General features: G+C 68.9%; 17 protein-coding genes. 11 read left to right on the forward strand and 6 right to left on the reverse strand.

Features of this window, described 5'->3' with window-relative positions; translation table 11 throughout:
* Positions 1 to 63: 63 nt before the first annotated feature.
* The 5 genes from AB0D85_RS03605 to AB0D85_RS03625 all read right to left on the reverse strand — a co-directional run bounded on the left by AB0D85_RS03605 (position 64) and on the right by AB0D85_RS03625 (position 6,127).
* Positions 64 to 1,107 carry a dipeptide ABC transporter ATP-binding protein gene (locus AB0D85_RS03605; RefSeq protein WP_362312958.1) on the reverse strand — a complete coding sequence of 348 codons (1,044 nt, stop codon included), beginning with the start codon at positions 1,105 to 1,107 and terminating at the stop codon, positions 64 to 66.
* Between the two features lie 24 nt (positions 1,108 to 1,131).
* On the reverse strand, positions 1,132 to 2,169 hold the full coding sequence (locus tag AB0D85_RS03610) for an ABC transporter ATP-binding protein (RefSeq protein WP_362312960.1): 1,038 nt from the start codon (positions 2,167 to 2,169) through the stop codon (positions 1,132 to 1,134).
* Positions 2,170 to 2,216: 47 nt separating this feature from the next.
* On the reverse strand, positions 2,217 to 3,197 hold the full coding sequence (locus AB0D85_RS03615) for an ABC transporter permease (protein ID WP_362312962.1): 981 nt from the start codon (positions 3,195 to 3,197) through the stop codon (positions 2,217 to 2,219).
* A 101-nt stretch (positions 3,198 to 3,298) separates the two neighbouring features.
* A complete protein-coding gene (locus AB0D85_RS03620) occupies positions 3,299 to 5,056 on the reverse strand; it encodes an ABC transporter substrate-binding protein (protein ID WP_362312964.1) in 1,758 nt (585 codons plus the stop codon).
* Positions 5,057 to 5,137: 81 nt separating this feature from the next.
* A complete protein-coding gene (locus AB0D85_RS03625; RefSeq protein ID WP_362312966.1) occupies positions 5,138 to 6,127 on the reverse strand; it encodes an ABC transporter permease in 990 nt (329 codons plus the stop codon).
* Positions 6,128 to 6,686: 559 nt separating this feature from the next.
* Here AB0D85_RS03625 and AB0D85_RS03630 point away from each other — a divergent pair.
* The 5 genes from AB0D85_RS03630 to AB0D85_RS03650 are packed head-to-tail and all read left to right on the forward strand — an operon-like array spanning position 6,687 to position 12,270.
* Entirely contained in the window at positions 6,687 to 8,318 is a 1,632-nt protein-coding gene (locus tag AB0D85_RS03630) for an ABC transporter substrate-binding protein (protein ID WP_362312968.1), read from the forward strand.
* Between the two features lie 6 nt (positions 8,319 to 8,324).
* Positions 8,325 to 9,248: an ABC transporter permease gene (locus AB0D85_RS03635; protein ID WP_362312970.1), complete on the forward strand. Its 924-nt coding sequence runs from the start codon at positions 8,325 to 8,327 to the stop codon at positions 9,246 to 9,248.
* Positions 9,241 to 10,221, forward strand: a complete 981-nt coding sequence (locus AB0D85_RS03640) for an ABC transporter permease (RefSeq protein WP_362312971.1) — start codon at positions 9,241 to 9,243, stop codon at positions 10,219 to 10,221. Before AB0D85_RS03635 ends, AB0D85_RS03640 begins: the two co-directional genes overlap by 8 nt.
* A gap of 8 nt (positions 10,222 to 10,229) precedes the next feature.
* Complete coding sequence (locus tag AB0D85_RS03645; RefSeq protein WP_362313497.1) at positions 10,230 to 11,204, forward strand: ABC transporter ATP-binding protein; 975 nt, start codon at positions 10,230 to 10,232, stop codon at positions 11,202 to 11,204.
* Entirely contained in the window at positions 11,197 to 12,270 is a 1,074-nt protein-coding gene (locus tag AB0D85_RS03650; RefSeq protein ID WP_362312973.1) for a dipeptide ABC transporter ATP-binding protein, read from the forward strand. Before AB0D85_RS03645 ends, AB0D85_RS03650 begins: the two co-directional genes overlap by 8 nt.
* A gap of 152 nt (positions 12,271 to 12,422) precedes the next feature.
* Here the strand turns inward: AB0D85_RS03650 and AB0D85_RS03655 are convergent, their stop codons facing one another.
* Positions 12,423 to 14,546: a prolyl oligopeptidase family serine peptidase gene (locus AB0D85_RS03655; protein ID WP_362312974.1), complete on the reverse strand. Its 2,124-nt coding sequence runs from the start codon at positions 14,544 to 14,546 to the stop codon at positions 12,423 to 12,425.
* 191 nt (positions 14,547 to 14,737) lie between these two features.
* On the opposite strand from AB0D85_RS03655, the gene AB0D85_RS03660 reads away from it, so the two are divergent.
* The 6 genes from AB0D85_RS03660 (at position 14,738) to AB0D85_RS03685 (ending at position 20,515) form a co-directional block, all read left to right on the forward strand.
* Complete coding sequence (locus AB0D85_RS03660; RefSeq protein ID WP_089098958.1) at positions 14,738 to 14,932, forward strand: hypothetical protein; 195 nt, start codon at positions 14,738 to 14,740, stop codon at positions 14,930 to 14,932.
* A gap of 62 nt (positions 14,933 to 14,994) precedes the next feature.
* Positions 14,995 to 15,861, forward strand: coding sequence for an N-acetyl-1-D-myo-inositol-2-amino-2-deoxy-alpha-D-glucopyranoside deacetylase (gene mshB / locus AB0D85_RS03665; protein WP_362312976.1), 867 nt, complete (start codon positions 14,995 to 14,997; stop codon positions 15,859 to 15,861).
* Positions 15,858 to 16,274, forward strand: a complete 417-nt coding sequence (locus tag AB0D85_RS03670; protein WP_362312978.1) for a DUF6113 family protein — start codon at positions 15,858 to 15,860, stop codon at positions 16,272 to 16,274. Before mshB ends, AB0D85_RS03670 begins: the two co-directional genes overlap by 4 nt.
* A 156-nt stretch (positions 16,275 to 16,430) precedes the next feature.
* Positions 16,431 to 18,704 (forward strand): hypothetical protein, encoded by a 2,274-nt coding sequence (locus AB0D85_RS03675; RefSeq protein ID WP_362312980.1) that lies wholly within the window; start codon positions 16,431 to 16,433, stop codon positions 18,702 to 18,704.
* A gap of 141 nt (positions 18,705 to 18,845) precedes the next feature.
* On the forward strand, positions 18,846 to 19,778 hold the full coding sequence (locus AB0D85_RS03680; RefSeq protein WP_362312982.1) for an ABC transporter ATP-binding protein: 933 nt from the start codon (positions 18,846 to 18,848) through the stop codon (positions 19,776 to 19,778).
* Positions 19,775 to 20,515, forward strand: coding sequence for an ABC transporter permease (locus AB0D85_RS03685; protein ID WP_362312984.1), 741 nt, complete (start codon positions 19,775 to 19,777; stop codon positions 20,513 to 20,515). The genes AB0D85_RS03680 and AB0D85_RS03685 overlap by 4 nt, the downstream gene beginning before the upstream one ends.

Consider the following 20,515-nt stretch of genomic DNA (forward strand, 5'->3'; position numbering starts at 1 on the left):
GGGCTCGGGTCAATGGGCCGGTGAAGTCCGTTCCGCAGGCGGCGGCTGACGGAAAGGGGTGTGTCAGGCCGCGGCCTCGGGGTCCTTGGCGAGGCGCGGGGCGGGAATCGCGTCCTGGGCCTCAGGGTAGTGGCATGCGGTGAGGTGGCCGGGCTTGTTGCCGTCGGCCTGCACCAGCGGCGGGGCCTCCGTCGCGCACTTCTCCGTCGCCTTCCAGCAGCGGGTGCGGAAGCGGCAGCCGGACGGCGGGTTGATCGGGGACGGAACGTCACCGACGAGCCGGATGCGCTCGCGGGGTTCCGTTTCGACCGTTGCCTCGGGCACGGCGGACAGCAGGGCCCGCGTGTAGGGGTGGCGCGGGTTGTCGTACAGGTCCTCGCGGTCGGCGATCTCCACGATCTTACCGAGGTACATGACCGCGACGCGCTGTGAGAAGTGCCGCACGATCGCGAGGTCGTGGGCGATGAAGACGAACGCGATGCCCAGTTCCCGCTGGACCTTCTGGAGCAGGTTCACCACCTGGGCCTGGATGGAGACGTCCAGGGCCGAGACCGGCTCGTCGGCGACGATCAGCTTCGGCTGCAGGGCCAGGGCGCGGGCCACGCCGATGCGCTGGCGCTGGCCGCCGGAGAACTCGTGCGGGAAGCGGTTGAAGTGCTCCGGGTTGAGGCCGACGATCTCCAGCAGCTCACGGACGCGGTTCTCGCGGCCGCCCGCCGGGTTGATGTCGTTGATCTCCATCGGACCCGCGATGATCTTGCCGACCGTCTGGCGCGGGTTCAGCGAGGCGTACGGGTCCTGGAAGATCATCTGGATCTCGGACCGGATCGGCGCCAGCTGCCTGCGGTTGGCGTGCGTGATGTCCTGGCCGCCATAGATGACCTTGCCGCCCGTCGGCTCCAGGAGGCGGGTGATCAGGCGGCCCGTGGTCGACTTGCCGCAGCCGGACTCGCCGACCAGGCCCAGGCTCTCGCCCTCGGCGACCTGGAAGTCCAGGCCGTCCACCGCCTGCACCGCGCCGACGGTCCGCTTGATCGGGAAGCCGCCCCTGATCGGGAAGTGTTTGGTCAGCCCGGAGACGTCCAGGAGGGGGTTCGTGTTGCTCATGATCGTGAAGTCCCGTCTTGTCCGTCAGTTGTGGCTGGTCGCGGCGTAGTCGGCGAAGAGTTCGTCGCGTCGGCTCAGTTCCAGGTGGCAGGCCGACCCGCGGCCCTCGATCAGCTCGAGCGGCGGCTGCTCGGCGGAGCACTTGCCACCCGGGACCTTCTCCGCGAACGCGCAGCGCGGGTGGAAGCGGCAGCCGGTGGGCGGGTTGAGCAGCGACGGCGGCGAGCCGGGGATCGGCGACAGCGGGACGTCGACCGGTCCGTCCAGGGTCGGCATGGAGTTGAGCAGGCCCAGCGTGTACGGGTGCTGCGGCGAGCCCAGCACCTCCTTCTTGGTGCCCCGCTCCACGCACCGGCCGCCGTACATCACCAGCACGTCGTCCGCGATGTCGGCGATGACACCGAGGTCGTGGGTGATGAAGATGATCGCGGTGCCGAACTCCTGCTGGAGGTCCTTGAGCAGGTCCATGATCTGGGCCTGGACCGTCACGTCGAGCGCGGTGGTCGGCTCGTCGGCGATCAGCAGCTCGGGGTCGCAGACCAGCGCCATGGCGATCATCGCGCGCTGGCGCATACCGCCGGAGAACTGGTGCGGGTAGTCGTCCACCCGGACGTCCGGCTGCGGGATCCCGACCCGCTTCAGCATCTCGATCGCCCGTGCCCGGGACTCCTTCTTGGAGGCGCCGGTGTGCTTGCGGTACACCTCGGCGATCTGCGTGCCGATGGTGTGGTACGGCGACAGCGAGGCCAGCGCGTCCTGGAAGATCATCGCCATCTTGTTGCCGCGCAGCTTCTCCAGCTCCCGCTCGGAGGCCGTGAGCAGCTCCTTGCCGTCGAGCAGGATCTCGCCGTCGATCTGGGTGCGGGCGGCGTCGTGCAGGCCCAGGATCGTCAGGTTGGTCACGGACTTGCCGGAGCCGGACTCGCCCACGATGCCGAGTGTCTGGCCCTTGGCGATGTCGAAGCTGAGCCCGTCGACGGCCTTGACGATGCCGTCCTCGGTGGAGAAGTGGACTTTGAGGTCCTTGACGGAGAGGAACGGCTGCTGATCGGTGCTCGTCACGGTGACGCTCCTGGGGGGTGATGCGAGGGTCGGGGGTGGGGCGGAGGTCAGGCGAGCCGGATCCGCGGGTCGATGAGGGCGTAGACGGCGTCCACGATGATGTTGAAGACCACGATCGCGCCGGCGGACAGCAGGGTGACGCCGAGGACCATGGGCAGGTCGCTCTGGTTCACGGACTGCACCGCGAGCCGGCCGACGCCCTGGAGGCTGAAGACGGACTCGGTGATGATCGCGCCGCCGATGAGCGTGGCGAGGTCGATGCCGAAGATCGTGACGATCGGGCCCATCGCGCCGCGCCAGGCGAACCGGAAGAAGACGCTGCGCGAGGACATGCCCTTGGCGCGCGCCGTGCGCACGTAGTCCTCGCTGAGCGTCTCGACCAGCTGGGAGCGCGTCATACGGGTGTAGTTGGCGGTCCAGATCAGGGCCAGCACCAGCCACGGCAGCAGCAGCCCGGAGGCCCACTCGATGGGGTTCTGGGTGAGCGGGGTGTACGACGGGTTGTCGAGGATGCCGAGCTTCGCGACGAGGAAGTACATCGCGACGTAGCCGATGAAGTAGATCTGCAGCGAGGAGGCCACCAGCGAGGCGGAGCTGGCCACCTTGTCCTGCCACTTGCCCTGCCGGACGGCGGCGATCATGCCGGAGCCGATGCCGATGATCAGGAAGACGACCGCCGAGCCGAAGGCGAGCGAGAGGGTCAGCGGCAGGCGGTCCAGGATCGTGCCGAGGACCGGCTCGCGGTTGGCGAACGAGTAGCCGAGGCAGGGCGCGCTGCAGTCGCCGAAGTCGCCGTAGCTCCGCCCGACGAAGATGCCCTTCAGCCAGTACCAGTACTGGACCGGGACCGGGTGGTCGATGCCCAGGTTGTGCCTGACCTGCTTGAGCATGTCGGGCGTGCAGTTCTTGCCGCAGGACATCATGGCGGGGTCACGCGGGATGGCGTAGAAGAGCCAGAAGGTGACGGCGCTGATGATCAACAGGATGACCAGCGCGCCGAGGGTTCGGCGGACAAGGAAGCGGAACATGGGGCGTGACTTTCCGGACGGGGCGCCGTCGCCGGGGGTAAGAGGGGGGTGGGCCGCAGGGGGGTGGCCAGGTCATGGCCACCCCCCGGAGGGTCGGACGCTTACTTCTTGACGTACAGCTTGGTGAGCGCGACGCAGGTGTTGCCGGCGTCGTAGACCACGTTGCCGACCTTGGATCCGTACATCCAGTTGCGGATCTTGTGGTAGTCCGGGACGACCGCCGCGAGCTCCATGATCTGCTTGTCGATGGCACCCCAGGCCTTGTTGGCCGCGGCGGTGTCCGTGATCACGGCGGCCGCGTCGATGGCCTTGTTGACGCTCGGGTCGTTCAGCTGGGCGTAGTTGCTGCGGCCCTCGCCGATGTTCTTGCCGCTCCAGCAGGGGTAGAAGACCGAGTAGCCGTTCGGCCAGTCCGGGCTCCAGCCGGCCGCCATCAGGTCGAAGCCGTTGTCGAGCTTGCCGATCTGGGTGTAGAAGGTCGACTTGTCGACCTGCTTGTTGACCACCTGGAAGCCGGCCGCCTCGAGGGCGTTCTTGATGGCGACGGCGCTCTTCACCGCGGTGTCGGACTGCTGGTACGCGATGACCAGCTTGTAGCCCTCCTGGCCGGCTTCCTTCAGCAGGGCCTTGGCCTTGGTCGGGTTGCCGCCCGGCGTCTTGTCCGTGCCGTACAGGTCGAACTTGGTGTAGCCGGGGGTGACCGGGCTGAGGATCGTGGTGGCGATCTCGGTGCTGGCCCGGCCGCCGGCGATGGTCTGCAGCTGCTGGTGCGGCCAGGCGTAGTTGATGGCCTGGCGGACCTTCAGGTCCTTGACCCGGGTCATGTTGATCGGCCAGTAGTAGGTGACCGTGTCGACCTGGGTGAGGACGCGCTTCTTCAGCGTGGCGTTGGTGAGCACCTGCTGCATGCGCTCCGGGGCGACCTCGTTGAAGATCGACATCGCGAACTGGTCGTTGCCCTTGTCCGCGATGTAGCGGTCGGTCGAGGCGACCAGCTCGAAGCCGAACTGGAAGACGTACTGGTCCGGGTACGCGTTGCGGATCGAGTCGGTGGCCGCGTCCCAGTGGGTGTTGCGGACGTAGGTCAGCGACTTGCCGATCTGGCGGTCACCGATCTTGTAGGGGCCGAGGGAGTACGGACGCTTGTCGTACTTCTCCTTGGTGTCGTTCTTCTTGTTCACCAGGCTGTAGCCGGGCATGGCCAGCGTGAAGTTGAAGTCACCGCGGGCCTCGGTGAGGTTGAACGTGATCGTCTTGCCGGAGACCTCGATCGAGGCGAGGCTCTTGCCGTCGTAGGGGCCCTTGTACTTGTCGCCGCCGACCAGCCACTGCTGGACGTAGCGCGGACCCTCGGTGACGAAGGAGGCGAAGAGACGCTCGAAGGTGTGGCGGACGTCGTCCATGGAGAGGTCGCTGCCGTCCTCCCACTTGATGCCGTCCTTGATGGTGAACGACCAGGTCTTGCCGCCGTTCTTCATCGTGCCGGCGTCCGTGGCGACGTCGCCGACGAGGGTGGCACCACCCTTGTCGTCGACCTTGTAACCGGTCAGACCACGCATGATCGGGCGGGTGATGGCACCTTCGGTCGCGACGTAGATCTGGGCCGGGTCCAGGTGGTCCATGTCGAACTGGTCGAGGCCGTAGATCGTGCCGCCCTTGACCGCGCCCGCGACCTCGGCGGCCGGACCCGTGGAGTCGGCCTTGGTGCCGACCGGGATGCTCATGGTCTTCGCGCCGGTGACGGAGGGGACCTTGGACGAGCTCTTGCTGTCGCTGCCGCTGCTGCAGGCGCTCAGCACGGTCGTGGACGCCGCTGCCACACCGGTGGCGATCAGGAAGTTTCTACGAGAAAAGGACATGCTGAGCCTGCCTGTAGAGGTCAATTCGGACGGGCGGAACCAGCCGGACGTCATCGAACCGGGCCGGGTGGAACGGGAGAGCTACCGCTTGGACTTCGGGTCGAGCGCGTCGCGCACGGAGTCACCGAGCAGGTTGAAGGCCACCACGAACAGCACCATCGAGACGCCCGGGAAGAGCATGAAGGTGATGTCCTGGGAGTAGAACTGGGCGCCGCGCTGGATCATCACGCCCCAGTCGGGGGTCGGGTCGATGATGCCGACGCCGAGGAACGCCAGGCCCGCCTCGGTGGTCACGAAGGCCGGGAGCAGCAGCGTGGACTGGATGATGATCGGCGTCCACAGGTTCGGCAGAAGTTCCTTGAATACGATGCGCATCGGGGACGCGCCCGTGACCTTGGCCGCCTCGACGAACTCGCGCTCGCGCAGACCGAGGACCTGTCCGCGCAGCAGACGTGCGATGGAGGCCCAGCCGAACGCGGACAGCACCAGGATCAGGGCGACGGCCCGCAGCCATGTCGGGATGTTGTCGTCGGGGGCGACGAAGATGCCGTAGACGACGGGCATGAACGCGATGAAGAACAGCGTCGACGGGAACGACAGCACGATGTCGATGATCCGGCTGACGAAATAGTCGGTCCGGCCGCCCAGGTAGCCCGCGGTGACACCGATGATGACACCGGCCAGGGTGGTGAGCACGGTGGCCGCCGTCGCGATGCCCAGCGAGGTCCTGATGCCGTAGAGCAGGAACGTGAAGACGTCCCGTCCCAGCTGCGGCTCGATGCCGAACCAGAACTCCGAGCTCATTCCGCCGTTGGGCCCCGAAGGGTACGAGAAGGCGTCGAGGAGGTCTGGGCGGGCGCTGGCGTACGTCGTGTACGGGTCCTTCCCGTACAGCTTCGCTATCAGCGGAGCCGCGATCGCGATCACGAAGAAGAAGATCACGACGTATGCGGATATAACGCCCGTGCGGTCGCGCTTGAAGCGGCGCCAGGCCAGTCGGCCCGGCGACCTGCTCTCGCCGCCCTTCGAGCCCTCGGAAGTGGTCGACTTCGTCGCGGTCTCGTCGGTCACCTCAAGCGGGGCAGCCGCGGATGGAGTTGGGGGGGTCATGGTGCTCCTGGCCCAAGGGAGGGTCTGATGACTCCGCAGGGCACACTCCCCTACGGGCTACGCCGGACTTTTTCAACGCAATTCATTCAAGGTCAATAAATTCTCGGGCGGCTTGGCTTTCTATTTACCTTCTTTGCCTGGTCTTGACCGTTCCGTAGCTACGCGGGTAGCGCCTCGTAATCGCGCCGTGCTTTAGTTCGGGCGAACTGCGCGAAACGGGCAAGGAGTTCGTTATGCGGACGCGTGGGTGCCGAAATGCGTACATCGGCGGGTCGCAATCCAACGTTTCGGCATCGTTACGCGGAGATCCATTGCGTCGCCGCCCGAAGATCCTCAAGCCCTCCCGGAGGGTCGTCTGCAATCGGGTGACGTGTCCCTCTAAAGGTCGTCATGGGGTCCTCGGGAGGCCTCCGTTCGGGGCACTGGGTGAGCGATATCTGCCGATTGGGTCGATATTGACCGATAGCGGAGCATTCATGGATCACCCTTCATGGATCACCCTTCACGGAGGAGGCACGCCATGCGTTCAGCCACGCACGCCCGAGGGGCGGCCTGCGCGGTGGTGGTGGCGCTCGCGGCCACGGCCTGCGGGGGCGGCGGCGGCAGCGGTGGCGGCGGAGGCGGCAGCGGCGTGCTCAGCTCCTCCTGGGGCGACCCGCAGAACCCCCTGGAGCCGTCCAACACGAACGAGGTCCAGGGCGGCAAGGTCCTCGACATGATCTTCCGGGGTCTGAAGAAGTACGACCCGAAGACCGGCAAGGCCCAGAACATGCTCGCCGAGAAGATCGACACGAGCGACTCGCAGAACTTCACGATCACCCTCAAGGACGGCTGGACCTTCTCCAACGGCGAGAAGGTGACCGCGAAGTCCTTCGTCGACGCCTGGAACTACGGAGCGAGCCTCAGGAACAACCAGAAGAACGCCTACTTCTTCGGCTACATCCAGGGCTACGACAAGGTCCACCCGGCCGGCGGCTCCCAGACCGCCGACAAACTGAGCGGACTGAAGGTCGTCGACGACAAGACCTTCACCGTGCGGCTGAACCAGAAGTTCTCCAGCTTCCCCGACACCCTCGGCTACGCGGCCTTCGTCCCGCTGCCGCGGTCCTTCTTCACCGACCACGCCGGCTGGCTGAAGCAACCGGTCGGCAACGGCCCGTACGCCATCGAGTCGTACACCAAGGGCTCGCAGATGGCCCTGAAGAAGTGGGACGGCTACCCGGGTGCCGACAAGGCGCAGAACGCCGGGGTGACCCTCAAGGTGTACACGGACAGCGACACCGCCTACACCGACCTCATCGCCGGCAACCTCGATCTCGTCGACGACGTTCCCGCCTCGCAGCTGAAGAACGTCAAGAACGACCTCGGTGACCGTTACATCAACACCCCGGCCGGCATCATCCAGACCCTCGCCTTCCCCTACTACGACAGCGCCTGGAACAAGAGCGGATCGGACAAGGTCCGCACCGGCATTTCCATGGCCATCAACCGGAAGCAGATCACCGACACCATCTTCCAGAACACCCGCACCCCGGCCACCGACTGGACCTCGCCGGTGCTCGGCGCGGAGGGCGGCTTCAAGGAGGGGCTGTGCGGGAGCGCCTGTGACTACGACCCGGCCCAGGCCAAGAAGCTGATCCAGGAGGGCGGCGGCCTGCCCGGCGGCCAGCTCAAGATCACGTACAACGCCGACACCGGCTCGCACAGGATGTGGGTGGACGCCGTGTGCAACTCCATCAACAACGCACTGGGCAACGACAAGGCGTGCGTCGGGAATCCGATCGGCACTTTCGCCGACTTCCGCAACCAGATCGGCCAGCACAAGATGACCGGGCCGTTCCGCGCGGGCTGGCAGATGGACTACCCGCTCATCCAGAACTTCCTCCAGCCGCTCTACTACACCGACGCCTCCTCCAACGACGGCAAGTGGTCCGACAAGGACTTCGACAAACTCGTCGACCAGGCCAACGCCGAGACCGACACCGCCAAGGCCGTCTCGACCTTCCAACAGGCCGAGGGAGTAGTCCGCGACAACATGGCCGCCATTCCCCTCTGGTACCAGAACGGCAGCGCCGGATACTCCGAGCGGCTGTCGAACGTGGCGCTCAATCCGTTCAGCGTCCCCGTCTACAACGAGATCAAGGTCAGCTGAACCGGCATGGGACGCTATGTCGTCCGGCGGCTGCTCCAGATGATCCCGGTGTTCGTCGGGGCCACGCTGCTGATCTTCCTGATGGTCAATGTCATGGGCGACCCGATCGCCGGGCTGTGCGGCGAGCGCGCCTGCGATCCGGCGACCGCCGCCCAGTTGAAGAAGGAGTTCGGACTCGACAAGCCGGTGTGGCAGCAATACCTCACTTATATGGAGAACGTCTTCACCGGGGACTTCGGTACGGCGTTCAACGGGCAGCCGGTCACCGAGCTGATGGGCACCGCGTTCCCCGTCACCATCCGGCTGACGATCGTGGCGATCCTCTTCGAGATCGTCATCGGCATCACGCTCGGCGTGCTCACCGGACTGCGCCGCGGACGGCCCGTCGACACCGGCGTGCTGCTCGCCACCCTGGTCGTCATCTCCGTGCCCACCTTCGTCACCGGTCTGCTGCTCCAGCTCCTGCTCGGCGTGCAATGGGGCTGGATCAGACCCTCCGTCTCCCCGGACGCCGCCTTCGGCGAGCTGATCGTGCCGGGGCTCGTCCTCGCCTCCGTCTCGCTCGCCTATGTCACCCGGCTGACCCGGACCTCCATCGCCGAGAACAAACGGAGCGACTACGTCCGTACGGCAGTCGCCAAGGGCCTGCCCCGCCACCGGGTCATCACCCGGCATCTGCTGCGCAACTCCCTCATCCCCGTCGTCACCTTCATCGGCACCGACATCGGCGCGCTGATGGGCGGCGCCATCGTCACCGAGCGGATCTTCAACATCCACGGCGTCGGCTACCAGCTCTACCAGGGGATCCTGCGGCAGAACACGCAGACGGTCGTGGGCTTCGTGACCGTCCTCGTTCTCGTCTTCCTCGTCGCCAACCTCCTCGTCGACCTTCTCTACGCCGTACTCGACCCGAGGATCCGCTATGCCTGAGCAGCCGTTCGAGCCCGGCCGGGCGATCGCGGGGACCGGGGCCGGCGGGGCGATGGACCTCGCGACGACCGAGGCCGAGACGCTGGAGAGGACGCCGGGGGGACCGCTCGGCACCGGCCCGGCCGGCAAGCCCCGCTCCCTCTGGTCCGACGCCTGGCGGGACCTGCGCCGCAACCCGGTCTTCATCGTCTCCGCGCTCGTCATCCTCTTCCTCGTCGTCATCTCCCTCTGGCCGTCCCTGATCGCCTCCGGCAGCCCCCTCAAGTGCGACCTCGCCAAGGCCCAGGAGGGCTCCCAGCCGGGCGCCCCCTTCGGGTACGACGGACAGGGCTGCAACGTCTACACGCGGACCGTCTACGGGGCCCGTACGTCCGTCACGGTGGGCGTCTGCGCCACGCTCGGGGTCGCACTGCTCGGGTCGGTCCTCGGCGGGCTCGCCGGGTTCTTCGGCGGGGGCTGGGACGCGGTCCTGTCCCGGATCACCGACGTCTTCTTCGCGATCCCGGTCGTCCTCGGCGGTCTCGTCCTCCTCTCCGTGGTGACCAGCAACACGGTCTGGCCGGTCATCGGCTTCATGGTGCTGCTCGGCTGGCCGCAGATCTGCCGGATCGCCCGCGGCTCGGTGATCACCGCCAAACAGAACGACTACGTGCAGGCCGCCCGCGCCCTCGGCGCCTCCAACGCGCGGATCCTGCTGCGGCACATCGCGCCCAACGCCGTGGCCCCCGTGATCGTCGTGGCGACCATCGCGCTCGGCACCTACATCGCACTGGAGGCGACCCTGTCGTACCTCGGCGTCGGCCTGAAGCCGCCCAGCGTCTCCTGGGGCATCGACATCTCCGCCGCCTCCCCCTACATCCGCAATGCCCCGCACGCGCTGCTGTGGCCCTCCGGCGCCCTCGCGCTCACCGTCCTGGCCTTCATCATGCTCGGCGACGCGGTGCGCGACGCCCTCGACCCGAAGCTGAGGTGAGCGCCGCCGTGCTGCTCGAAGTGCGCGATCTGCACGTGGAGTTCCGTATGCGGGACGGGGTCGCCCACGCCGTCAACGGCGTCTCCTACGCCGTGGACGCGGGCGAGACGCTCGCGGTGCTGGGGGAGTCGGGGTCCGGCAAGTCGGTGACCGCCCAGGCCGTGATGGGGATCCTCGACACGCCACCGGGGCGGATCGGCGGCGGCGAGATCCTCTTCCAGGGGCGGGACCTGCTGAAGCTGAAGGAAGAGGAGAGACGGAAGATCAGGGGCGCCGAGATGGCGATGATCTTCCAGGACGCGTTGTCGGCGCTGAACCCGGTGCTCAGCGTGGGCGACCAACTCGGCGAGATGTTCGTCGTGCACCGAGGGATGTCCAGGAAGGACGCGCGGGCCAGGGCGGTCGAGCTGATGGACCGGGTGCGGATCCCGGGCGCCGCCCAGCGGGTGCGGGACTATCCCCACCAGTTCTCCGGCGGTATGCGCCAGCGCATCATGATCGCCATGGCGCTGGCCCTGGAACCGGCGCTCATCATCGCCGACGAGCCGACGACGGCGTTGGACGTGACCGTGCAGGCCCAGGTCATGGACCTGCTCGCGGAGTTGCAGCGCGAGTACCACATGGGGCTGATCCTGATCACCCACGACCTGGGCGTGGTCGCGGATGTCGCCGACCGGATCGCCGTCATGTACGCGGGGCGGATCGTGGAGTCGGCACCCGTGCACGGCATCTACAAGGCGCCCGCCCACCCCTATACGCGCGGGCTCCTCGACTCCATCCCGCGCCTCGACCAGAAGGGCCAGGAGCTCTACGCCATCAAGGGGCTGCCGCCCAACCTCATGGACATCCCTCCGGGGTGCGCCTTCAACCCGCGCTGCCCGATGGCCCAGGACGTGTGCCGCACCGACGAACCACCGCTGTACGAGGTGGACCGGGACCGGGGCAGCGCCTGTCACTTCTGGCGGGAGTGCATCGATGGTTGAGCCGATCCTGGAAGTGAGTGGACTGGTCAAGTACTACCCGTTGACCCAGGGCATCTTGATCAAGAAGCAGGTCGGTGCTGTCAAGGCCGTTGACGGCGTTGACTTCGTGCTCAACAAAGGAGAGACCCTCGGCATCGTCGGGGAGTCCGGCTGCGGAAAGTCAACAGTTGCCAAGATGCTCGTCAATCTTGAGCGGCCGACGGCAGGGTTGATCAAGTACAAGGGTGAGGACATCACCAAGTTGAGCGGGCGGGCCCTGAAGGCGGTCCGCCGCAACATCCAGATGGTCTTCCAGGATCCGTACACCTCGCTCAACCCCCGGATGACCGTCGGGGACATCATCGGGGAGCCCTACGAGATCCACCCCGAGGCGGCCCCCAAGGGCGACCGGCGCAGGCGGGTCCAGGACCTGCTGGACGTGGTCGGTCTCAACCCCGAGTACATCAACCGCTATCCGCACCAGTTCTCCGGCGGCCAGCGGCAACGCATCGGCATCGCGCGCGGGTTGGCGCTGCGCCCCGAGGTGATCGTGGCCGACGAGCCCGTCTCCGCGCTCGACGTCTCCGTCCAGGCCCAGGTGATCAACCTCCTCGACCGGCTCCAGAACGACTTCGACCTGTCGTACGTCTTCATCGCCCACGACCTGTCCATCGTGCGGCACATCTCGAACCGGGTCGGGGTGATGTACCTCGGGCGGATCGTGGAGATCGGCAGGGACGAGGAGATCTACGACCACCCGACCCACCCCTACACCCAGGCCCTGCTCTCCGCGGTGCCGGTACCGGACCCGGAGGCCCGGGAGCACCGGGAGCGGATCATTCTGAGCGGGGACGTGCCGTCGCCGACGAACATTCCGTCGGGGTGCCGGTTCCGCACGAGGTGCTGGAAGGCGCGGGAGCGCTGCGCCCTGGAGGTGCCGTTGCTCGCGGTGCCCGCCGAGTTCCGGCTCACGTCGGGGCCGGCGGCGCATGATTCCGCGTGCCACTTCGCGGAGGAGAAGCGGGTGGTGCCGCCGGAGGAGCCGGCCGGGAAAGCGCCGGACGATCTTGGTGACGGGGGTGTATAGCGGGGCATTTGGGGGCGAATCGCGTTAACACGCAGGCAACTTCTCCGACCCGGTCCCGATATACGGACGCGCCAGGCTTATCAGCGTACGGCCGTGCGGGTGCCGTAAACGGGCCGGGGCGCGCCATGTCGCCCCGGCCCGTTGCCGTACCCCTACTCGACGAGCCCCAGTGACCTCCTCAGGAAGTCCAGCTGGAGCAGCAGCAGGTTCTCCGCCACCTGTTCCTGCGGGGTCATGTGCGTGACGCCGGACAGCGGCAGCACCTCGTGCGGGCGGCCCGCCGCCAGGAGGGCGGAGGACAGGCGCAGTGAGTGGGCCACCACCACGTTGTCGTCGGCCAGGCCGTGGATGATCATCATCCGGCGGTGCGGTTCGGCCGCGTCGACCAGGCCCTCGTCGTCGATCACCGAGTTGCGGCGGTAGACCTCCGGCTGCTCGACCGGGTTGCCGAGGTAGCGCTCCTGGTAGTGGGTGTCGTACAGGCGCAGGTCGGTCACCGGGGCGCCGACCACCGCCGCGTGGAAGACGTCCGGGCGGCGCAGGGCCGCGAGGGCGGCGAGGTAGCCGCCGAAGGACCAGCCGCGGATGGCCACCTTGGTGAGGTCGAGGGGGAAGTCGGCCGCGAGTGCCTGGAGTGCGTCGACCTGGTCCTGGAGGACGACCGCCGCGACGTCGTCCTTGATGGACTTCTCCCAGGCGGGGGAGCGGCCCGGGGTGCCCCGCCCGTCGGCCACGATCACCGCGAAGCCCTGGTCGGCGAACCACTGCGAGGTGAGGTGGGCGTTGTGCGCGGCGACCACGCGCTGGCCGTGCGGACCCCCGTAGGGGTCGAGCAAAACCGGAAGGGGAGTGTTCCCGTCGTAGTCCTGTGGCATAAGCACGGCGCACGGAATTCGACGTGCGCCCCCCTCGGTGAGCGTCACGCGCGGGGACAAACCAGGATCTTCGGCGTACGACGTGACAGTTGCCAGGTGCTTTCCGTCGCGCAGCACCTGGACCCGGGTGCCCGGACTGTCGAGGGTGGCGGACACCAATACGGTCACGCCCCCGGCGCGCACCGCCGAGTGCACGCCGGGCTCCTGCGACACGCGCTCCACGCCGAGTTCGTTGACCCGGTAGACGTGCACCTCGCCGATCTCGGGAGACTCGGCCTCCTCGCCGGCGGAGGCGGAAACCAGCACGTCATCGGCGGTCACGTCGAGAACCGCACGGATGTGCAACTGGGCTCCCGTGAGCGGTCGTTCACCCACCGCGAGCACCCGTGCGCCGCCCTCGTCGGCGATCCGTACGAGCTGTCCGGAGGGGCTCCAGCAGGGCACTCCACCGAACAATTCAAGCCATGTTGGATCTTCGTCGGCGTGCACCATCCGGGTCGCCCCCGACCCCGGGTCCACGGCGAGGAACAGCTGGCTGCGCTGGTCGCGCGCCTGTACGAGCAGCAGTGGTGCACCCGCCTCTGACCAGTGCACATGCGCCACGTACGGATAGCGTGCCCGGTCCCAGGAGACCTCCGTGCGCTCCCCGTCGAGGTCGTGGACGAACAGCCGTACATCCGCGTTCTCGGTGCCCGCCGCCGGGTAGGCGACATGATGTGGCTCACGCCCGGGGTGGGCGGGGTCGGCGATCCACCACCGCTGCACCGGCGTGTCGTCCACGCGCGCGACGAGCAGCCGGTCGGACTCCGGCGACCACCAGAAGCCGCGCGAACGCCCCATCTCCTCGGCCGCGATGAACTCGGCCAATCCATAGGTGACCTGTTCCGACTCCGGCTCCGCCAGCGCCCGGTCGCCCTCGTTCTCGGTGCCCACGACCCGCAGGGCGCCCTCCGCGACGTACGCGACATGGCGGCCGTCGGGGGAGGGGCGGGGGTCGATCACCGGCCCGGGGACGGTGAGTTCGCGTGCCGTGCCGGCCCTGAGCTCCGCCGTGAAAAGCCGCCCTGACAAGGCGAAAGACGCCAACTCCAGGGCCGCGTCGGTGGCGTAGCCGACGATGCCGGCACCGCCCTCACGGCTGCGTTCGCGACGGGCCCGCTCCTGTGGCGAGAGGTGCTCCTCGGCACCGCCGAGCAGGGTGCGCGGGTCCGCCGCGAGGCGCTCCTCGCCGCTCGGTACATCGAGAATCCACAGGGAGTTGGCCCGGTCCGTACCGGAACCGGAGCGCAGAAACGCCACGCGGGAGCCGTCGGGGGCCACGGTGAACGCGCGCGGCGCGCCGAGCGTGAAACGCTGGGTGCGGGCGTGCCGGCGGGGGAATGAGACAGCCTCGGTCGTCATGCGTCGACCATATTGGCCATGCGCCCCCTTGTGCGGCCGTGCGCCGAGCGATGCGCGAGCACGCATAGTTATGATCACTACCGCTGAGTGGGTATGAACCTGCTGGCTTCCGCACGGAATTGCTGTACCGATCTACAACCCCCATAGTCCGAACCCCCCCGCATCCCTGGGATCTTTGGAGGTGAGCCGCCGTGGCACTCTCGATTTCGGCGGTGGTGCTGCTGGCGATCATCGTCTTCTTGCTGATCAAGAAGTCGGGTCTGAAGGGCGGTCATGCGGTCGTCTGCATGCTGCTCGGTTTCTACCTCGCCTCCTCGACCATCGCACCGACGATCAGCGATCTGACGACCAACGTCGCCAGCATGATCGGCAGCATCAAGTTCTGACCCCGTCCGGACAGGCCCCGGGGCTGCGCGGCACTGTCGGTGCCGTTTCGTAGGGTGGGGGCATGACGGAAGTCCCTGCCCGGCGTCTGCTGCTCGTGCATGCGCACCCCGACGACGAGTCGATCAACAACGGCGCCACCATGGCCCGCTACGCGGACCAGGGCGCCCATGTGACGCTGGTCACCTGCACCCTCGGCGAGGGCGGCGAGGTCATCCCGCCCGAGCTGCGGCATCTCACCGGTCCCGCGCTGGGCGAGTACCGGCTGGGCGAGCTCACCGCCGCCATGCGCGCACTCGGGGTGGCCGACTTCCGGCTGCTCGGCGGCCCCGGCCGCTACCGCGACTCCGGAATGATGGGCCTGCCCGACAACGAGGCACCCGACTGCTTCTGGCAGGCCGACGTCGACGAGGCCGCCGGGCATCTGGTCGAGGTCATCCTGGAGGTCCGTCCCCAGGTCCTCGTCACCTACGACGACAACGGCGGGTACGGCCACCCGGACCACATCCAGGCCCACCGCGTCGCCATGCGCGCCGTGCGGCTCGCCGCCGAGGCCGGCCACCGCATCGCCAAGGTGTACTGGAACCGCGTCCCGCGCACGGTCGCCGAAGCCGCCTTCGCCCGGCTCCAGGACGAGCTGCCGGGGCTGCCCTTCGACGCGTCGGCCGCCGTCGACGACGTACCGGGCGTGGTCGACGACCGCCGTGTCACCGCCGAGATCGACGGCACCGCGTATGCCGCTGCGAAGACCGCGGCGATGGCCGCCCACGCCACCCAGATCGAGGTGGCGGCCCGGGCGGTTCCCTACTTCGCGCTGAGCAACGAGTTGGCGCAGCCCGTATTCACCACCGAGTACTACGAGTTGGCGGTCGGCGAGCCGGGTGCGGCGCGCGAGACCGATCTCTTCGCAGGCCACCGGGAGGCGTCATGAGTTCAGCCGGACGCGGTTCGATGCTCGCGCAACCGTTGCAGCCGCCCTCCGCGGGGCGGGTGGCCGCCCTCGCCGGGCTGGCCGTGCTCGGCGCCGTGGTCGGCATCGCCGGGGCCCTCGTCCAGGCAGGCTGGTTCCCGGGCGGGCTGCTGCTCGCCCTGGCCGGTGCCGCCGGGGTCTTCCTCGGCGGATCGCGGGTCACGGGCAGCCGCGGCGGGGCCGTCGCGCCCGCCTTCGGCTGGGTCGTCGCCGTCATCTTCCTCACCACCAGCAGACCCGAGGGCGACTTCCTGTTCGGCGCGGGAGCGGGCTCGTATCTCTTCCTGCTCGGCGGCATGGCGCTGGCTGTGATCTGCGCCACAATAGGTTTGGGTCGGCAACCCGACGCGGACGACGCCCGACTTGCTAAGTGACGTACCACTTCGCCGTGGGGCGCGCGTGCGAGTCCGGTGTGGGTTTCCCCAGCGGTCATGGGATAAGCGCCAGATGTGGCCAGTATGGTGGTGCGCGCCGCCGAGCCGCCCGAGCAAGGTCGTGACGGGCGGCGGAGCCAACCGGGAGAACCTGCCTTGAGTCGTGAAACTGACACTCCGTCCTCCGGGCCCAACGGGCACGGCGGAGCCGCATACCCCTCGGGCACGCCGCCGTACGGGACCCCCATGGCTTCCGACGACGCTGCGGACGCGGGCCGTTCGCCCGCCCGGCCGGAGGAACGCAAGACCGAGACCACGCTGACGACCCGGATCCGGATCAACATCCCCGGTTCCCGGCCGATTCCGCCCGTGGTCGTGCGCACCCCCGTCGCGGACGCCGAGAGTGTCCCGAGCGAGGAGACGGGCACGCACGCGCTGCCGACGGGCGCCGCCATGTCCGCCGGCACCGTCGAGCCGCCCGCCGAGCCGGCGCCCGCGCCCGCTGCCGAGGAGAAGCGCAGCGACTGGTTCGCGCCGCGCAAGTCCGGCCCGGCCAAGGGCCCGCAGCGCAACGGCGCCACCAACGGTGCCGGAACGCCCGGCGGTTCCGGTGCCACGGCGCCGAGTGGCCCGGCGGCCCAGGGCGGTGCGCGTCCGAACGGCGGCCGTCCCGGCGGTGTGGTCGGCTCCATGAGCGTGCGGCCCGGTCCCACCAACGGCGCGGGGCTGCCCACAGGCGCGACCGGCGGCCCGGTCGCCCCGGGCCACGGCGGCGGCACCGGCTCCTTCGACGTCACCGAGGCGCTCGCCGCGGGCCCGCTCGGCGGCTCCCGGGGCGGCGCGAAGGGCGCCGGTGAGCCCCGCCGCGACGATCTGCCCTACTTCAGCGAGAACGGCGGCCAGAACGGCGCCCAGGCCGGTCCTGGCGCGCCCGGCGGCGGTCCGGCCGGTCCCGGCGGCCCCAGCGGCTTCAGCGGCCCCGGTGTCCCCGGCGGTCCCGGCGGCCCGCAGGGCCCGGCGGGCCCCACCGGCGGCCCGGTCACCGGCGACGGCCCGTTCGCCCCGCCGGCGGGCGGCGGCGAGTCCTTCAACGGCGGCGAGCCCTTCGGCGCGTCCCGCGGTCCCGCGGGTCCCGGCGGCGGCCAGGGCGGCCCCGTCCGCCGTACCGCGCAGGCCGGACCCGGCGCGCGCACCGCCCCCGCCGGCGCCGGTCTCGGCCCCGGTGGCGGTCTGAGCGACGACACCGCGATCCTCACCCCGCAGAAGCCCGCGCCCGAACCGGGCACGCCCGGCTACGGCTCCCCGGCGGACAACGTCTCCGGACACACCGTCACCAGCGGTATCCCGGTCGTACCGCCGGGCAGTAATTCCCCGTTCGCGCCCGGCGCCCCCGGCACCGGACCGGGGCCGCACACGCCGCCGAAGCTGCCCGAGCCGGTCTCGCCGCCTCCGGCCGAGTCCAAGGGCAAGTCCAAGGCCAAGGCCAAGAAGAAGCGCGGGAAGCTGCCGCTGCTCGGCGGGGTCGTGGTCGTCGCCGGCCTCGGCGTCTACGGCGCCGGGCTCCTCATGAACCACTCCGACGTCCCCAAGGGCACCACCGTGCTCGGCGTCGACATCGGCGGCGGCACCCGCGACGACGCCGTCAAGAAGCTCGACGACGCGTTCGGCAGCCGGGTGAACAAGCCGCTGAAGCTGTCGGTCGGCGGCAAGACGGTCTCGCTGCCGCCGGACCAGGCGGGCCTGCAGTTCGACATCCAGTCGACGGTCGACGCGGCCGCCAAGAGCGACTACAACCCCGTCTCCGTGATCGGCTCCCTGTTCGGCCGGCAGCGGGTCGTCGCCCCTGCCATGCCGGTCGACGAGGAGAAGCTCCAGGCCGCCCTCACCGGCCTCGGCAGCGGCTCCGGCTCGGCCACCGAGGGCACGATCAAGTTCACCTCCGGCAAGGCCGTCGCGGTCTACGGCAAGGCGGGCAAGGGCATCGACGCGGCCGGCTCGATGAAGGCGGTCGAGCAGGCGTACGAGACGATGGTGGAGACGAACAACGCCTCCGCGATCACCGTCCCCACGACCACCGTGCAGCCGACGGTCTCCAACGCGGAGGTCGACCGAGAGATGAAGGCGTTCGCGGAGCCGGCGATGTCGAATCTGGTGACCGTCCAGACCGACGCGGCGCACTTCATCAAGTTCGGCCCGCTGTCCCTGCCGAAGATCCTCGGCGTCAAGGCCATCGACGGCAAGCTCGTGGACACCTACAACCTGGAAGCCCTCAAGGCGGCGTACGGCAGCACCTTCGACGGCATCCAGATCACGACCGCGACCGGAAAGCGCGGCGTCCTCCCGCAGGACGTTGTCTCCGCCCTGCGCAAGGCGCTGGTCGGCAAGACGACGGCGGCGCGGATCGGGGTCATCGAGACGAACCCCAGCTAGTCGCACACGACGAGAGGGGGCGCCCGGTACCGGCCGGGCGCCCCCTCTCGTCGTGTCACGGGCTGGCCATGACATCTGTCATGCGGCTCTCCGGACGGTCGGCACTGCCCCCGGGCAGGGGCCCGCCGCCAGCATGGAGACATGACAACGACAGCGGCGACGACGGCCACCGGTACCCCGGTCGTCGGGTTCGACCAAGTGAGCAAGACCTACGGGAACGTGCGGGCCGTCGACGGACTCTCGCTGCGGCTGCACCCGGGGGAGACCGTGGCCCTGCTCGGGCCCAACGGGGCGGGCAAGTCGACCACGCTCGACCTGCTGCTCGGCCTCAAGCACGCCGACGCCGGCACGGTCAGCGTCTTCGGCATGAGCCCGCGCGAGGCGATCGTCGCCGGGCGGGTCGGCGCCATGCTGCAGAGCGGCGGACTGATGGACGAGGTCACCGTCCGCGAACTGGTCAAGCTGGCCTGCGATCTGCACCCCAAGCCCTACAAGGTCTCCGACGTCCTCGCCCGCGCGGGCATCTCAGGGATCGCCGACCGCAAGGTCAACAAGCTCTCCGGCGGCCAGGCCCAGCGCGTCCGCTTCGCCCTCGCCACCGCCGGCGACAGCGACCTGATCGTCCTGGACGAGCCGACCACCGGCATGGACGTCTCCGCCCGCCAGGCCTTCTGGGCCACCATGCGCGAACAGGCCGACCAGGGACGTACGGTCCTGTTCGCCACCCACTACCTCGAAGAGGCCGACGCCATCGCCGACCGGGTGCTCGTGCTGCACCGCGGGCGGCTGCTCGCCGACGGCACCGCCGTCGAGATCAAGGCCAAGGCGGGCGCCCGCCGGATCTCCTTCGACCTGGAGGGCGAGATCGACGAGGCGCCGCTGCGGGCGTTGCCCTTCCTCACCGGCATAGACGTCTCCGCGCAGACCGTCCGCATGCAGTCGTCCGACGCCGACGCGACCGTCCACGCGTTGTACGGCCTCGGCGTCTACCCCCGCAACCTCGAAGTCGCCGGGCTCGGTCTGGAGCAGGCGTTCGTCGCCATCACGGAGGCCGAGGAGGCCAAGCAGTCATGAACGCCCTGATCAAGCTGGAGCTCGCCCGGGCCCTGCGCAACCGCAAGTTCCTGTTCTTCTCGGTGATCTACCCGTCCCTGATCTTCCTGCTGGTCGCCAGCCAGGGCGGCAGCAACCAGACCGTCGACAACTCCGGCCTGTCCGTCGCCGCCTACGTCATGGTCTCCATGGCCTCCTTCGGCGCCCTCACCGCGGTCCTCATGGGCAACAGCGAGCGCATCGCCAAGGAGCGCGAGAGCGGCTGGGTACGGCAGCTGCGGCTGACCACCCTGCCCGGCCGCGGCTACGTCCTGGCGAAGACGGCGAGCGCGGCCGTGGTCAGCCTCCCGTCCATCGTGGTCGTCTTCCTGGTCGCCGCCTCGGTCAAGCACGTACGGCTCGACGCCTGGCAGTGGTTCGCCCTCACCGGCGCGATCTGGGCCGGCAGCCTGGTCTTCGCCGCGCTCGGCGTCGCCATCGGGTACCTGGCGAGCGGCGACGCGGTCCGCCCGATCACGATGATCACCTACTTCGGCCTGTCGATCCTCGGCGGCCTGTGGTGGCCGTCCTCCTCCTTCCCGACCTGGCTCCAGGACATCGCGAAGTGGCTGCCCACGCACGCGTACGCTGCACTGGGGCGGGCCATCGAACAGAGCCAGGCCCCGAAAGCCCAGGACATCGCCATCCTCGTCGTCTTCTTCGCCCTGTTCGTCGGCGGCGCGGCCTGGCTGTACCGGAAGGACACGCTGAAGGCGTGA

This window comes from Streptomyces sp. NPDC048277 (assembly GCF_040652235.1).
Taxonomy (GTDB): domain Bacteria; phylum Actinomycetota; class Actinomycetes; order Streptomycetales; family Streptomycetaceae; genus Streptomyces.

Coding starts and splice junctions, on each gene's coding strand:
- AB0D85_RS03620 (WP_362312964.1), bottom strand. CDS start 5,056: ATGTCCTTTTCTCGTAGAAACTTCCTGATCGCCACCGGTGTGGCAGCG.
- AB0D85_RS03670 (WP_362312978.1), top strand. CDS start 15,858: ATGAGTTCAGCCGGACGCGGTTCGATGCTCGCGCAACCGTTGCAGCCG.
- AB0D85_RS03680 (WP_362312982.1), top strand. CDS start 18,846: ATGACAACGACAGCGGCGACGACGGCCACCGGTACCCCGGTCGTCGGG.
- AB0D85_RS03655 (WP_362312974.1), bottom strand. CDS start 14,546: ATGACGACCGAGGCTGTCTCATTCCCCCGCCGGCACGCCCGCACCCAG.
- AB0D85_RS03605 (WP_362312958.1), bottom strand. CDS start 1,107: ATGAGCAACACGAACCCCCTCCTGGACGTCTCCGGGCTGACCAAACAC.
- AB0D85_RS03640 (WP_362312971.1), top strand. CDS start 9,241: ATGCCTGAGCAGCCGTTCGAGCCCGGCCGGGCGATCGCGGGGACCGGG.
- AB0D85_RS03630 (WP_362312968.1), top strand. CDS start 6,687: ATGCGTTCAGCCACGCACGCCCGAGGGGCGGCCTGCGCGGTGGTGGTG.
- AB0D85_RS03615 (WP_362312962.1), bottom strand. CDS start 3,197: ATGTTCCGCTTCCTTGTCCGCCGAACCCTCGGCGCGCTGGTCATCCTG.
- mshB (WP_362312976.1), top strand. CDS start 14,995: ATGACGGAAGTCCCTGCCCGGCGTCTGCTGCTCGTGCATGCGCACCCC.
- AB0D85_RS03685 (WP_362312984.1), top strand. CDS start 19,775: ATGAACGCCCTGATCAAGCTGGAGCTCGCCCGGGCCCTGCGCAACCGC.
- AB0D85_RS03650 (WP_362312973.1), top strand. CDS start 11,197: ATGGTTGAGCCGATCCTGGAAGTGAGTGGACTGGTCAAGTACTACCCG.
- AB0D85_RS03635 (WP_362312970.1), top strand. CDS start 8,325: ATGGGACGCTATGTCGTCCGGCGGCTGCTCCAGATGATCCCGGTGTTC.